General features: G+C 68.4%; 10 protein-coding genes. 6 read left to right on the forward strand and 4 right to left on the reverse strand.

Annotated elements, in window-relative coordinates:
* Positions 1 to 11: 11 nt before the first annotated feature.
* The 4 genes from AC5LXK_RS19410 (at position 12) to AC5LXK_RS19425 (ending at position 5,582) form a co-directional block, all read left to right on the forward strand.
* Positions 12 to 1,838: an efflux transporter outer membrane subunit gene (locus tag AC5LXK_RS19410; RefSeq protein WP_493393085.1), complete on the forward strand. Its 1,827-nt coding sequence runs from the start codon at positions 12 to 14 to the stop codon at positions 1,836 to 1,838.
* Positions 1,838 to 3,028 (forward strand): HlyD family secretion protein, encoded by a 1,191-nt coding sequence (locus tag AC5LXK_RS19415; RefSeq protein ID WP_493393086.1) that lies wholly within the window; start codon positions 1,838 to 1,840, stop codon positions 3,026 to 3,028. Before AC5LXK_RS19410 ends, AC5LXK_RS19415 begins: the two co-directional genes overlap by 1 nt.
* Positions 3,029 to 3,284: 256 nt before the next feature.
* Positions 3,285 to 4,481 (forward strand): formaldehyde dehydrogenase, glutathione-independent, encoded by a 1,197-nt coding sequence (gene fdhA, locus AC5LXK_RS19420; protein WP_059239222.1) that lies wholly within the window; start codon positions 3,285 to 3,287, stop codon positions 4,479 to 4,481.
* 186 nt (positions 4,482 to 4,667) lie between these two features.
* Positions 4,668 to 5,582, forward strand: a complete 915-nt coding sequence (locus AC5LXK_RS19425; protein ID WP_493393087.1) for a LysR substrate-binding domain-containing protein — start codon at positions 4,668 to 4,670, stop codon at positions 5,580 to 5,582.
* Here AC5LXK_RS19425 and AC5LXK_RS19430 read toward each other — a convergent pair.
* The 3 genes from AC5LXK_RS19430 to AC5LXK_RS19440 all read right to left on the reverse strand — a co-directional run bounded on the left by AC5LXK_RS19430 (position 5,571) and on the right by AC5LXK_RS19440 (position 8,990).
* On the reverse strand, positions 5,571 to 6,458 hold the full coding sequence (locus tag AC5LXK_RS19430; protein WP_493393088.1) for a DMT family transporter: 888 nt from the start codon (positions 6,456 to 6,458) through the stop codon (positions 5,571 to 5,573). The two genes, AC5LXK_RS19425 and AC5LXK_RS19430, sit on opposite strands and share 12 nt — an antisense overlap.
* Before the next feature lie 161 nt (positions 6,459 to 6,619).
* The gene (locus tag AC5LXK_RS19435; RefSeq protein ID WP_493394019.1) at positions 6,620 to 7,378 is read right to left on the reverse strand and encodes a hypothetical protein; all 759 of its coding nucleotides are present in this window, start codon (positions 7,376 to 7,378) and stop codon (positions 6,620 to 6,622) included.
* A 190-nt stretch (positions 7,379 to 7,568) separates the two neighbouring features.
* Positions 7,569 to 8,990, reverse strand: coding sequence for an aminotransferase-like domain-containing protein (locus AC5LXK_RS19440; protein WP_493393089.1), 1,422 nt, complete (start codon positions 8,988 to 8,990; stop codon positions 7,569 to 7,571).
* Between the two features lie 269 nt (positions 8,991 to 9,259).
* Between AC5LXK_RS19440 and AC5LXK_RS19445 the strand changes: the two genes are divergently transcribed.
* Positions 9,260 to 10,672, forward strand: a complete 1,413-nt coding sequence (locus AC5LXK_RS19445; RefSeq protein ID WP_493393090.1) for a discoidin domain-containing protein — start codon at positions 9,260 to 9,262, stop codon at positions 10,670 to 10,672.
* Between the two features lie 54 nt (positions 10,673 to 10,726).
* Here the strand turns inward: AC5LXK_RS19445 and AC5LXK_RS19450 are convergent, their stop codons facing one another.
* Positions 10,727 to 11,755: a GlxA family transcriptional regulator gene (locus AC5LXK_RS19450; protein ID WP_493393091.1), complete on the reverse strand. Its 1,029-nt coding sequence runs from the start codon at positions 11,753 to 11,755 to the stop codon at positions 10,727 to 10,729.
* 448 nt (positions 11,756 to 12,203) lie between these two features.
* On the opposite strand from AC5LXK_RS19450, the gene AC5LXK_RS19455 reads away from it, so the two are divergent.
* Positions 12,204 to 13,478 carry a serine hydroxymethyltransferase gene (locus AC5LXK_RS19455; protein ID WP_493393092.1) on the forward strand — a complete coding sequence of 425 codons (1,275 nt, stop codon included), beginning with the start codon at positions 12,204 to 12,206 and terminating at the stop codon, positions 13,476 to 13,478.
* Positions 13,479 to 13,481: the final 3 nt, after the last annotated feature.

The following is a 13,481-nucleotide window of genomic DNA, read 5'->3' on the forward strand; positions in this document are numbered from 1 at the left end:
CGATGCAGCGCATGAGGAAAGCGGTGGATTCGGCGCGTGGCGTGCGGGGCGGCGCAATGATCGCGGCGGCAGCCGCGCTGCTCGCATTGAGCGGTTGCGTGCCGTCGGGCTTCCTGCCGTCGCTGTCGATGCGCGCACCGGCCGACGATGCGCTCGCGCATACCGCGGGCCCCGGCGCGAACGGCGCGTGGCCGGCGCCCGACTGGGTGAAGCAGTTGCAGGATCCGCAGCTCGACGCGCTCGTGGCCGACGCGTCGCAGAACAGCCCAGATGTGCAGGTTGCGCAGGCGCGGTTGCGGATCGCGCAGGCGCAGCTTCAGCAATTCGATTCGCTGACCGGGCTCACGGGCACGGCCGGCGCGTCGATCAGCCGCGCGCGGATGCCGAAGCCCGGCGACATCGCCGACGTGACGGCCGGCGGCTATCGCGTGCCGGTGCAGATCTTCGGCGATCCGAACGTGTCGCCGTCGTCGATCTTCGTCGGGCTGAACTACCAGCTCGACCTGTGGGGCAAGAATCGAGCGGCGACGAAGAGCCTGATGTCGCTGCGCGACGCGGCCGGGGTGGAGGCCGAGCAGGTGCGGCTGACGCTCGCCGTCGCGATCGTCACCGTGTACTGCCAGCTCGACCAGGCGTACGCGGTGCGCGACCTGCTGGAGCAGAAGCTGAAGATCAGCCAGCGCGTGACCGCCGTGCTGCGCGAGCGCACCGCGCGCGGTCTCGACAACGCGTATGACGCGAGCGACGCGTCGATCAAGCGCAGCCGCCTGCTCGAACAGATCGCGCTGAACGACGAGCAGATCAAGCTCGCGCAACTGCAGCTCGGCGTGCTGTCGGGGCGCGGCCCCGAGCGCGGGCTCGCGCTGCAGCGGCCGCGCGTTGGCGCGTTCGCGGGCGGTGCGGTGCCGGCACGGTTGCCGGCCGATCTCCTGGGCCGCCGGCCCGACATCGTCGCCGCACGGCTGCGCGTCGAAGCCGCGTTCGCGAATGCCGATTCGACGCGCGCGCAGTTCTATCCGGACGTGAACCTCGTCGCGCTCGGCGGCGTGTTCGCGCTGACGCCCGCGTCGCTGTTCTCGCGCGACTCGCTGGCCGGCTCCGTCGGCCCGGCGATCTCGCTGCCGATCTTCGATCACGGCCGGCTGAAGGCGAAGCTCGGCGCGGACGTCGCGCAGGCCGACGTCGCGATCGGGTTGTACAACAAGACCGTCGACGATGCGCTCGGGCAGGTCGCGCAGATCGTCACGTCGCTGCAGACGTCGCAGACGCTTGTGACACAGCAGCAGGACGCGGTCGCGGCCGCGCAGAAGATCGTGCAGATCGCCGCCGACCGCCACCGGCGCGGCGTGCTGATGCAGAAGGACGTCGATGTCGCCGATCTCACGCTGATCGACGAGCGCACGCAGATGATCGCGTTGCTCGGCCGGCAGCGGACGCTGCGCGTCGGGTTGATCGGCGCGCTGGGCGGAGGCTTCGATGCGGGCGCAACGGTCGCGCAGGCCCGGACGCCGGCCGTGCATCGGGCACGCAGCGGGGCGGCAAGGCGTGGCGCGGCGACCCCGGCGGCTGCCGTGACTGCTGTGGGCGCGACCCCGGCGGCGGCCGGTTCGCCGCGTGCTGCGTTGCCGCCGGCTGCCGTCACGGCGAGCATCGCGCCGGCAACGCGTGACGCTGCGGCGAGCCCGTCGACGGCCGGCGCGATCCGCCCGGCGGCGACGTCGCGCGCGACACCCGTTCTCGCACGCACGGCATCGGCGAGCCCGGCACCGACGCCGTCGGTCATCCCGCCGATCCCCCTGTTCCAGCACGATCGCCTGATCGTCACGCAAAGCGACTGATGCACCACGACAACCTCCATTCCGCCGCGCCGCCGGCCGCACTGAACGACCCGGCACTCGATGCGCGCCGCGCGACGCGCCGCAAGCGCTTCACCGTGTTCTTCGCGATCGTGCTGCTGGCCGCGATTGCGTGGATCGCGTACTGGCTGCTGAGCGACCGCTATTACGAAGACACCGACGACGCATACGTCGCGGGGAGCATCGTGCAGGTCGCCGCGCAGGTTCCGGGTGCCGTGACCGACGTGGTGGTGGCCGATACGCAGGTGGTGCGCGCCGGGCAGGTGCTCGTGCGGCTCGACGATGCCGAGGCGTCCGTCGCGTTCGCGCAGGCGAAGGCGCAGCTCGCGCAGGCCGTGCGGCAGGTTGCGAATGCGAGGATTTCGAACACGATGTACGTCGAGGCCGTGAATGCGCGGCGCGCCGACCTGTCGCTCGCGCAGCGCGCGTTCGCCGCCCGCTCGGGCGCATCGGTCGAGATCGTCGCGCCGGAGGAACTGGCACGGGCGCGCGCGGCGGTGGCCGGCGCGCAGGCGAACCTCGCGGCCGCCCAGGCGCAGCTGGACGCGGCGCGTGCGCTCGGCAGCAAGCTGCCCGTCGACGAAAGCCCGGCCGTCGTCCAGGCGGCCGCACAGTTCAAGCTCGCGTACCGGAACCTGAAGCGCACGACGATCGTCGCGCCCGTCGACGGCACGATCGGGCAGCGTTCGGTGCAGGTCGGCCAGCAGGTCGGGCCCGGCGTGCCGCTGATGTCGATCGTGCAGTTGAACCAGTTGTGGGTCGACGCGAATTTCAAGGAAGGGCAGATTCGCCACATGCGCATCGGGCAGCCGGTCGAGGTCGTGTCGGATCTCTACGGTTCGCGCATCGCGTATCGCGGCCGCGTGCAGGGCTTCTCGGCCGGCACGGGCAGCGCGTTCTCGATGCTGCCGTCGCAGAACGCGGCCGGCAACTGGATCAAGGTCGTGCAGCGCGTGCCGGTCGTGATCGCGCTCGATCCGCGCGATCTCGCCGCGCACCCGCTGCGCGTCGGGCTGTCGATGCGCGCGACGGTCGACACGCACGACCGCAACGGCCACGCGCTCGACAGCGAGCCGCCGACGCCTGCCGTCAGCACGCGCGTGCACGACGGCGTCGCGAGCGACGCGGAAGCGGCTGCTGCCGCGGTCATCCGCGAGAACCAGGGCGGGTAGCGCCCGCGGAAAAAGGGGCGGGCCGGCGCAACGGGCGGTCCGACCCCGGGCGAGCACGTGGTCGCCCTGAAGGCTTCCCGCCGTTTCCCGCCCGACTTTCGTATTTCCGCCATCGATGTCGGCGCCGATCAAACGCATGTCGCGTTTGAGACATCGGCGCCCCTGCCTCCGGGACTACTCTCGAACAGCACGTTGCGCGTGCGCCGCATGGGCCGGCGCGCCGCGGCGCCAGCCAACGAGACATGGAGACAATACGATGAGCAGCAATCGAGGTGTCGTCTATCTTGGACCGGGCCAGGTCGAAGTCCAGAAAATCGATTATCCGAAGATGGTCGACCCGAGCGGCCGCGCGATCGGCCACGGCGTGATCCTGAAAGTGGTCAGCACGAACATCTGCGGTTCCGACCAGCACATGGTGCGCGGCCGCACGACCGCTCCGGTCGGCCTCGTGCTCGGTCACGAGATTACTGGCGAAGTGGTCGAAGTGGGCCGCGACGTCGAGACGCTGAAGATCGGCGATCTCGTGTCGGTGCCGTTCAACGTCGCGTGCGGCCGCTGCGCGATGTGCAAGGACACGCATACGGGCGTGTGCCTGAACGTGAACCCGTCGCGTGCCGGCGGCGCCTATGGCTACGTCGACATGGGCGGCTGGATCGGCGGCCAGGCCGAGTACGTGCTCGTGCCGTACGCCGATTTCAACCTGCTGAAATTCCCGGACCGCGACCAGGCCATGTCGAAGATTCGCGACCTGACCTGCCTGTCCGACATTTTGCCGACCGGTTATCACGGCGCGGTAAGCGCGGGCGTGAAGCCGGGCTCGACGGTCTACATCGCGGGCGCGGGCCCGGTCGGGATGGCGGCGGCCGCGTCGGCGCGCCTGCTCGGCGCGGCCGTGACGATCGTCGGCGACATGAATGCGGAGCGCCTCGCGCATGCGCGCGCGATGGGCTTCGAGACGGTCGACCTGTCGAAGGACGCCTCGCTCGGCGAGCAGATCGAGCAGATCCTCGGCGTGCCCGAGATCGACTGCGCGGTCGACTGCGTCGGCTTCGAGGCGCACGGCCACGGATCGTCGGGCCATTCGGAGGAAGCGCCTGCGACGGTGCTGAACTCGCTGATGGAAATCACGCGCCCGGCCGGTGCGATCGGCATCCCGGGCCTGTACGTGACGGACGATCCGGGCGCGAAGGACAAGGCTGCGCAGCACGGCAGCCTGAGCATCCGCTTCGGCCTCGGCTGGGCGAAGTCGCATTCGTTCTTCACGGGCCAGACACCGGTGCTGAAGTACAACCGCAACCTGATGCAGGCGATCCTGTTCGACCGGCTGCCGATCGCGAAGATCGTCAACGTCGAGGTGATCTCGCTCGACCAGGCGCCGGAAGGCTACAAGAAGTTCGACGGCGGCGCGCCGCGCAAATTCGTCATCGACCCGCACGGGCTGCTGGCGGCGTGATGCGCTAGCGTTCGGCACGCGCAACAGGAAACGGGCGGCTCCGGAAACGGGCCGCCCGTTTTTCATCGCGGGCCGACGGCGCGGGCAGGGCGCGATGGCGCACCGCGGTCCCGGCCGCCCGGAATTGCTGCGATAATCATCGCCCGTTCCCGAACCCTCCACCGCCGTGCGGCGGCGACTCCACGGATGGCCAAGTCACTTCCCCTCGCCGCGTTGCATACCTTCGTCGAAGTGGCGCGCTGCGGCAGCATGAAGCAGGCGGCCGACCTGCTGTGCATTTCGCCGGGCGCCGTCAGCCAGCATGTCCGCAATCTCGAGGATCGCCTTGCCGTGCGGCTGTTCGAGCGCACCGGCCGCGAGCTCGCGCTGACCGGCACCGGCCGCGCGCTGTTCGACCAGCTCGCCCGCGGCTTCAACGAGATCGAGGCCGCCTGGTCGAACGTGCACGGTGCGAACCGGCGCATCGTCCGCCTCGCGGTGACGACCACCGCGTCGTTCGCGAATACGTGGCTCGTGCAGCGCCTCGGTTCGTTCAATGCCGCGTACCCCGACATCGAGATCACCGTCGAGACGCGTGCGCAACTGGTCGACCTGCGCCGCGACTACGTCGACGTCGCGATCCGGCACGGGCTGGGCCACTATCCGGGGCACGCATCGTTCCGCATCTGGACACCGGAGCTGTGGCCCGTGTGCAGCCCGCGGCTGCTCGATCCCGCGCGCCCGATCGGCGCGCCCGCCGACTGCCTGTCGTACCCGCTGCTGCAGGATGCGGACCGCGCCGACTGGGCGCTGTGGTTGCGCGCGCAGGGCATCGAGGATGCACGGGCGCAGCGCGGCGCGAGCTTCAGCGAGGATCCGTTGCTGATCAAGGCCGCGGTCGCCGCGCAGGGCATCGCGCTCGTCCGCGACATCTATGCGCGCGACGAAATCGCGGCCGGGCGGCTGGTTCGCGTGATCGAGCGACCCTGGCCGACCGAACTGTCCTATTACGTCGTGTGCAGCGAAGCGCGCCAGGACGAGTGGAAGATCGCCGCGTTTCGCGACTGGCTCGCGCAGGAGATCGGCCGCGACGCGCGCGATCCGCGCGACCTATTGGCGTGACCCGCGCACGGCTGCCGACGCGAATCCCTTGATCTTGCCGGTCGCGAGCGCGGTGCCGAGCAGGATGATCGCGCACCCGGCGACCGTCTGCACGGTGATCGTCTCGTGCAGGAAGATCGCGCCCCACACCACCCCGAAGATCGGAATCAGGAACGTGACCGACGCCGCGTATTGCGCGCCCGCGTTGCGGATCAGCCCGAAATACAGCAGGTAGGCCACGGCCGTGCAGATCGCGCCGAGCAGCACCACCGCGATCCACGCGGACGTGTGAACCGGGCCGTGCGGCCACATCGGCAGCGCGAGCGGCACGAGTGCGACGGCCGCGAACAACTGGCTGCCGAACGCGGATACGAACGGCCGCACGTTCGCGAGCTTGCGCTTCGAGTAATGCGCGGCGAAACCGTACGACAGCGTCGCGAGCATCGCGGCGGCGATCGCGCGCGATGCACCGGGCGTGCCGGCGCCGACGGCCGAGCCGGCGAGCACGACGACACCGGCGAACCCGAGCGCGAGGCCGATCGCCTGCGGCTTCGTCAGCGGCGCGCGCAGCCATACGTACGCGACGATCGCGGTCCAGAGCGGCGTCGTTGCATTCAGGATCGAATCGGTGCCGGCCGTCACGAACAGCGCCGCGTAGGTGAACAGGCAGAACGGCAGCGCCGAGTTGGCGATGCCGACGACGAACAGCGGCACCACGTGCGAGCGGAATTCCCGTCGTGCATCGGCATGGCGCAATACCGGCGACAGCAGCACGGCCGCGATCGCGACGCGCAGCGCGATCAGCGGGACGACGCCGAATTCCGGCGCGCCCATGCGCATGAACAGGAAGGACGCGCCCCAGATGGCAGCGAGGGTCACGAGCTGCAGTGCATTCATCGACAGACTCCGTTCGGTGGATCGGGCGGCCGGCACGCGAGGTGCGCACCGGCGCAGGCGAATGACCCATTGAACGTCACGCGTCCGTCGCGACACAAACGAGGTTTTTTGAGGGGCGGTTTAGAAAAATGAATCGTCGGGCGCAGGCCCGGGCCACGCGGTCAGTGGCCGCGATAGAGCTTGGCGATTTCCGCATTGCTGGCGGCGGTGTAGCGCGCGTGGCGGGTATGCAGGCTCACGCGGCGAACCGTATGCGTGCGGTGCGTGGCATCGCGGCTGCCGTTCCAGTCGGCGACGCGAATCGCACCCGGGCGTGCCCGGTCAGGTGCGTGCATCGACGGCCTGGCTTGCGCAACCTGCATCCGGTTCACGGGTTCGCCCGCGTTCGGGCCTCCATATTGCGGATTGCCCGCCAGTGGCGTGCCGTCGGGCACATGAAACGGAAAGACGGGCGCCGGCAAGACCGGCGGCGTCGGCTCGTTCGCCGCAAGCACGCCGGTTTCGGTCGCGGCGGCCGTCGACGCGCCGGACTTGCGGCAGACGGGGTCGGCCTTGCACGTTCGGTCGACCGCCACGTAACCGCCGACGAGCAGGACGAGCGTCAGGAGGCTCAGGATCGGCGCGCTCGACGCGCTGGGCCGCCGGAATGCCGCGTTGCGCAGCGTACGCGCGATACGCGACGGCCACAAATGGAACGACTGCCGCGCCTGCGCGGGGCGTGCAGGGTCCGGCGTGTGGCGAACCGGATCGAACGGCCAGTCCCACTGGCCACAGGCGGAGCAACGCTCGAGTGCGCGGCCGGCCACGAAGCCGCATTCCCTGCAGCAGCAACGGACGGCGTGCCGCGATGCGGCGCGCACGTTCAGCACCGCGCGCCACGCATCGCGCGCGCGAACGTTCCGGTTGGACAGGACGCGCATCGTCAGGGGCGACCGGACGCCGTCGTCGGCGCCCGCGCCGGCCGTCGTCCGCATGCGGTGTTCATGTGATTCTCCATAACATCGGACGCGTGGAACCCGTTCGTCCGCGGCTGGCGTACCGCTTCATTCTTTGTCGCTTGCGAGCGAAACGCAAGACGCATGTCGATCGTCGCGATCCGCACGTCTCGTGCTACCGGTCGTGCCGCTGCCGGGCCGCGAGCGTGCCGAGCGTCTCCATCGCGCGCTCGACGGCCGGCGTCCACGGCCGCCCGTAGTTGAGGCGCAGATAGCGGCGGAACCCGCCGGTCGCGGAAAAGAGCGGTCCCGGCGCGATGCTGACACCACTTTCCATCGCGTCGTCGAACAAGTGCATCGCGTCCGCGTGCGGCGGCAGTTCGATCCACAGGAAGTACCCGCCGCGCGGGGCGAACACCGCGGTATCGGCCGGAAAATACGCCCGCACGGCCGCCAGCATCTGCGCCTGGTGCGCGGCGAGATTGCGTCGCAGCTTGCGCAGGAAACGGTCGTATGCGCCGTCGTGCAGGTAGCTCGCAAGCGCCAGCTGCGCAGGCACGTCGGCGGCCGGCGCGCTCGCGCCTTTCGCCTGGCGGATCTGCCGCACGAAACGTCCGGCCGCGACCCAGCCGATCCGGAATCCGGGCGCGAGACATTTCGAGAACGATCCGCAATGCAGGACGAGCCCGCTGCCGTCGTACAGTTTCGCGGGCCGTGTGGGCGCCGTGCCGAAATGCAGTTCGCCGTACACGTCGTCCTCGATCAGCGGCACGCCGCGCGACGCGAGCAGGTCGATCAGCGCGCGCTTGCGTTCGTCGGTCAGCGTGGCGCCGGTCGGGTTGTGGAACGATGTCATGAACCAGCACGCGCGTACCGGATGCGTGTCGAGCGCCTGCGCGAGCGCGTCGAGATCGAGGCCCGTGCGCGGGTCGACCGGAATCTCGACGGCCTTCAGGTGCAGGCGCTGCACGGCCTGCAGCACCGCATGGAACGCCGGTCGTTCGATCGCGACGATGTCGCCGGCGCGCGTCAGCGCCTGCAGGCTGAGCGTCAGTGCCTCGATCGCGCCGGTGGTGATGACGATTTCCTCCATCGGCAGCGACGCGCCCGCGTTCAGGTAGCGCAATGCGATCTGACGGCGCAGCGCATCGTGGCCGGGCGGCAATCCGGACAGCAGCTTCGTGCGATCCATGTTGCGGGCGGCCGACGCCACGTAGCGCCACAGGCTGCTCATCGGGAACAGCGAATAGCTGGCGAATGCCGAGCCGAGCGGAACGATGTCTTCGCATTTGAGGGAATCGAGCAACCGGAACAGCGCATCGTCGCCGCCGGTTTGCACGGTGCCCGGCCGGTGCGGCGGTTCGTGGCCGACCCGCACGTGCTTGTCTTCGAGGTTCGCAACGAAATAACCGGAGCGCGCCCGCGCGACGATCAGACCCTCGCTTTCGAGCGTGTAGTACGCGCGAAACACGGTGGACGGGCTCACGCGATAAGCGCGGCACGCGGCGCGCACGGTGGGAATCCGCGCGCCGGTGGCCAGGTCGCCGCGCCGGATCGCGTCGGCGATCGTCTGTGCCAGCGCCGCATATCGCTTCATGCCTGCCCCCCGGCCGCTCGAAGCCTCGCTGACAAAAGAGTAGTACGGCAGCCGTCACGTGCAAGCGCGCCCCAAATCGCTGATCCGCATGTTTTGAGCGCGCTCTGATCCTTGTCTTTCGTCTGACCAGCGGGCATGCTCTCGCAAGCCTTGTTCCCGATGTCCGACCAATACGGAATTCACGCTGCCCGACGGCGGATCCGTGACCCCCGCGCGTCCTGCGCGGCCCGTTGTCCGCGGCGTCCCTACCTTACCCGGAAGCATCCAGCGTGAAACTGAAGACCCTCGTCGCCGGCCTCGTGGCCGGGATTGCCCTCAATCTGTTCGGCGGCGTTGCAGCCGCAGCCTGCATCAACGATCCCGCGGCCCAGCCGAACGCGACGTTTCCCGCCGCGCTGACCGGCAAGCTCGTCTATCACAGCTACGTGAAGTACGGCGACGGCACGAGCCAGCTGTTCCTGTACGACTTCTCCGCTCATACGCTGACGCAACTGAGCAAGAGCACATGGGGCATCACCGATCCGATGAACGGCATGTTCAGTCCCGACGGCAAGTGGCTTGTGTTCATGGGCATCAGCAACGGTGCATGGAACGTGTTCATGCTGCAGCTCGGCGCCGGTACGCCGCCCGTGAACATGACGAACAGCACGGGCGCCACGCGCAACGAAGACCCGAAATTCAGCGCGGACGGCAAGACGCTCGTGTTCAAGCAGAACGGCGACGTCAAGCAGGCGACGCTGTCGTACACGAGAGCGGGCCCGGTGTTCACGTCGGTCGTGAGCCTGACGAACGCGCCGGCCGGCGCCGAATACTCGATGCCGTTCCTCGCGCCGGACGCGAGCGCCGTGTACTACGCGACCGGCACCGGCGCGAACATGGGGCTGATGAAGCGGACGATCGCGACCGGCGCGACCGCCGTGTTCGATCATCCGGCCGGACTGCAGACGTACTACCCGATCGTGCGCGCGGACGGCATGGTGTACTACGCGCGCTGGAAGGACAGCGGCGGGGCCGACCAGATCTATGCGAAGACGGCCGACCCGGCATCGACGCCGGGCGCGCTGGCGCTCAACGACTGCATGAGCAACAACTCCGATCCGGCGCCGGTAAGTGGTACGAACTACCTGTTCTTCTCGTCGACGACGGCGGGTGGCTATCAGCTCTACGTCGGCGACGTGACGACCGGCCAGCGCTGGAGCCTGTCGCAGTTCGGCGTGAACGTCGACACGACGAAGGCGAAGCTCGGGTCGAGCTACTACGGCGGCCCGGCCGTCGCGCAGCCGGCGCTGCTGTCGCAGGGGCGGCCGGCCGCGGCGTCGGCGAGCTACAACGCGTCGCTCACGCCGGACAAGGCATTCGACGGCAACACGACGAGCACGCGCTGGGATTCGCCGGAAGGCGCGGGTGTCGATCCGCAGTGGATCTCGGTGGATCTGGGCGCGACGAAGACCATCAGCAGCATCGACCTGTACTGGGATGCGGGCGCGCTCGCCTACCAGATCCAGACATCGAACGACAATGCGAACTGGACGACGATCTATTCGACGAACAACGGCGTGTCGTACGGGCACGTGACGCTGCCGAACCTGAACGGGCAGGGCCGCTATGTGCGGATGCTCGGTACGAAGCGCGCGACGCCCTGGGGATACTCGCTCGACGAGATGCAGGTGTGGGGATCCTGAGCGCAAAGAAAAAAGCGGCCTTCGAGGCCGCTTTTTTTTCAGGCGCCGCGCGTGTCACGCATGCAGCACATGAGCAGGAAACGCGGGACCGGCGGCGCTCGCCGCACCCTGCGCGAGCGGGGCGACCTGCTTGCGGCGTTCACGCGTCGGCGCGACGCCGAACGCATCGCGATAGCTCTTGCTGAAGTGGCACGCCGACTGGAAGCCGCATGCCATCGTGATGTGCATGATCGACATGTCGGTCTGCAGCAGCAGCTCGCGTGCACGGCGCAGCCGCAGCGTCAGGTAGTAATGCGTCGGCGTCATCCCGAGGTGCTCGCGGAACAGCCGTTGAAGTTGCCGCTGCGACATGTTCGCGAGCCGCGCGAGTTCCTCGCGCGACAGCGGCTCCTCGATGTTGTTCTCCATCAGCGAGATCACTTCGAACAGCGACTTGTTCGCGGAACCGAGACGCGCGACGAGCGGCATGCGTTGCTGTGCGCTCGTGTCGCGCACGTGTTCGACGATGAATTGCTCGGCGATCTGCGTGACGCGCGCGGTGCCCACGCGCGCGGCGATCAGGTTCAGCATCATGTCGAGCGGCGCGACGCCGCCCGTGCACGTGATGCGGTCGCGGTCGATCACGAACAGTTCTTTCAGGAAGCGCGTGTCCGGAAACTCTTCCTTCAGCGCCGACATGTTTTCCCAGTGGATCGCGCATGCGTAGCCCGCGAGCAACCCCGACTTCGCGAGTGCATAGGTGCCCGTGCACAGGCTGCCGAGCGGGATGCCCGAGCGCGCGAAGCGGCGCAGCGTCGACAGATGGGCCGGCGTGGTCGCGCGCTGCACGTCGACGCCGCCGCACACGAACACGATGTCGGGCTGCCCCGCGCATTCGGCCGGGCCCGTGTCGACCGTCAGGCCGTTGCTCGCCGTCACCGGGCCGCCGTCCGGGCTGATCACCGACCAGCGGTAGAGCGGCTGGCCGCTCAGGTAGTTTGCCATCCGAAGCACCTCGATCGCATTGGTGAACGCGATCATCGTGAAATTCGGTAACGGCATGAACGCGAAGTGGGACAGCGACGCTGTGCGGTCGGGCGACATGGGGAGCGTTCCTAGAATCTCTAATAGCTATACGCCCGGGAGGCACCGATCGGGCTGCGGTATTGTGTGAGCGAGCGCAACAAGCGTGCCATACGGCTAAACCCTAGCTCCATACGTTGTCTGGGTGTAAGGCCGATGTTGCACTGCACCGTATCCGGGAGATGCCGCACCTCGACCGGGCGGCAAACGCACTGCCGGTGTGCGTGTCCATAGGTGAACAGCCGACGCCGTTTTGGTTGGTGATCCGAAAAAGCACGACCGGTCACTTGTATAAAACGGACGTGCATGGCGGAAAAGGCAAAGAACGCGTCTAAATTCATCAATCCGCCGAAAATCCGAACGACAAGAATAGAGCCGTCGGCAACCTTGCACTGGCGCAGCGGGAAACCCAGGCAGGGCGGGCCTTGAGCTTTGGTTGCAGCCCTTTATTCTTCGTCACGGACGCACTATGTCGAACACCCAGCCTTTCTTCTCGCAGCCCCTTGCCGAGCGCGACGCGCCGGTGCGCAGCGCCATCCTGAAGGAGCTCGAGCGTCAGCAGTCGCAGGTCGAGCTGATCGCGTCGGAAAACATCGTGTCGCGCGCCGTGCTCGAGGCGCAGGGCTCGGTGCTGACGAACAAGTACGCGGAAGGCTATCCCGGCAAGCGCTACTACGGCGGCTGCGAGTTCGCCGATGAAGTCGAGGCGCTGGCCATCGAACGCGTGAAGCAGATCTTCAACGCCGGCTATGCGAACGTGCAGCCGCACTCGGGCGCGCAGGCGAACGGCTCGGTGATGCTCGCGCTGGCCAAGCCGGGCGACACGGTGCTCGGCATGTCGCTCGACGCGGGCGGCCACCTGACGCACGGCGCGAAGCCGGCACTGTCGGGCAAGTGGTTCAACGCGGTCCAGTACGGCGTGAACCGCGACACGATGCTGATCGACTACGACCAGGTCGAGGCGCTGGCACACGAACACAAGCCGAACCTGATCATCGCCGGCTTCTCGGCGTACCCGCGTGCGCTCGACTTCGCGCGCTTCCGCGCGATCGCCGACAGCGTCGGTGCGAAGCTGATGGTCGACATGGCGCACATCGCCGGCGTGATCGCCGCGGGCCGCCACGCGAACCCGGTCGAGCATGCGCACGTCGTCACGTCGACCACGCACAAGACGCTGCGCGGCCCGCGCGGCGGCTTCGTGCTGACCAACGACGAGGACATCGCGAAGAAGATCAACTCGGCGGTGTTCCCCGGCCTGCAGGGCGGCCCGCTGATGCACGTGATCGCCGGCAAGGCCGTCGCGTTCGGCGAAGTGCTGCATGCGGATTTCAAGACCTACATCGACAACGTGCTCGCGAACGCGCAGGCGCTCGGCGAAGTGCTGAAGGCCGGCGGCGTCGATCTCGTCACGGGCGGCACCGACAACCACCTGCTGCTGGTCGACCTGCGCCCGAAGGGCCTGAAGGGTGCGCCGGTCGAGCAGGCGCTGGAGCGCGCGGGCATCACCTGCAACAAGAACGGCATTCCGTTCGACACCGAGAAGCCGACCGTCACGTCGGGCATCCGTCTCGGCACGCCGGCCGGCACGACGCGCGGCTTCGGCGTCGCGGAATTCCGCGAAGTGGGCCGCCTGATCCTCGACGTGTTCGACGCGCTGCGTGCGAACCCGGAAGGCGACCACGCGACCGAACAGCGCGTGCGCCGCGAGATCTTCGCGCTGTGCGAACGCTTCCCGATCTACTGATCG

It is taken from the genome of Burkholderia pulmonis, assembly GCF_984667975.1.

What these genes read in the sequence shown, in the direction of transcription:
- AC5LXK_RS19440 (WP_493393089.1), bottom strand. Translation starts at nt 8,990, where the DNA reads ATGAAGCGATATGCGGCGCTGGCACAGACGATCGCCGACGCGATCCGG.
- AC5LXK_RS19435 (WP_493394019.1), bottom strand. Translation starts at nt 7,378, where the DNA reads ATGCGCGTCCTGTCCAACCGGAACGTTCGCGCGCGCGATGCGTGGCGC.
- AC5LXK_RS19455 (WP_493393092.1), top strand. Translation starts at nt 12,204, where the DNA reads ATGTCGAACACCCAGCCTTTCTTCTCGCAGCCCCTTGCCGAGCGCGAC.
- AC5LXK_RS19430 (WP_493393088.1), bottom strand. Translation starts at nt 6,458, where the DNA reads ATGAATGCACTGCAGCTCGTGACCCTCGCTGCCATCTGGGGCGCGTCC.
- AC5LXK_RS19410 (WP_493393085.1), top strand. Translation starts at nt 12, where the DNA reads ATGAGGAAAGCGGTGGATTCGGCGCGTGGCGTGCGGGGCGGCGCAATG.
- AC5LXK_RS19425 (WP_493393087.1), top strand. Translation starts at nt 4,668, where the DNA reads ATGGCCAAGTCACTTCCCCTCGCCGCGTTGCATACCTTCGTCGAAGTG.
- AC5LXK_RS19450 (WP_493393091.1), bottom strand. Translation starts at nt 11,755, where the DNA reads ATGTCGCCCGACCGCACAGCGTCGCTGTCCCACTTCGCGTTCATGCCG.
- fdhA (WP_059239222.1), top strand. Translation starts at nt 3,285, where the DNA reads ATGAGCAGCAATCGAGGTGTCGTCTATCTTGGACCGGGCCAGGTCGAA.
- AC5LXK_RS19415 (WP_493393086.1), top strand. Translation starts at nt 1,838, where the DNA reads ATGCACCACGACAACCTCCATTCCGCCGCGCCGCCGGCCGCACTGAAC.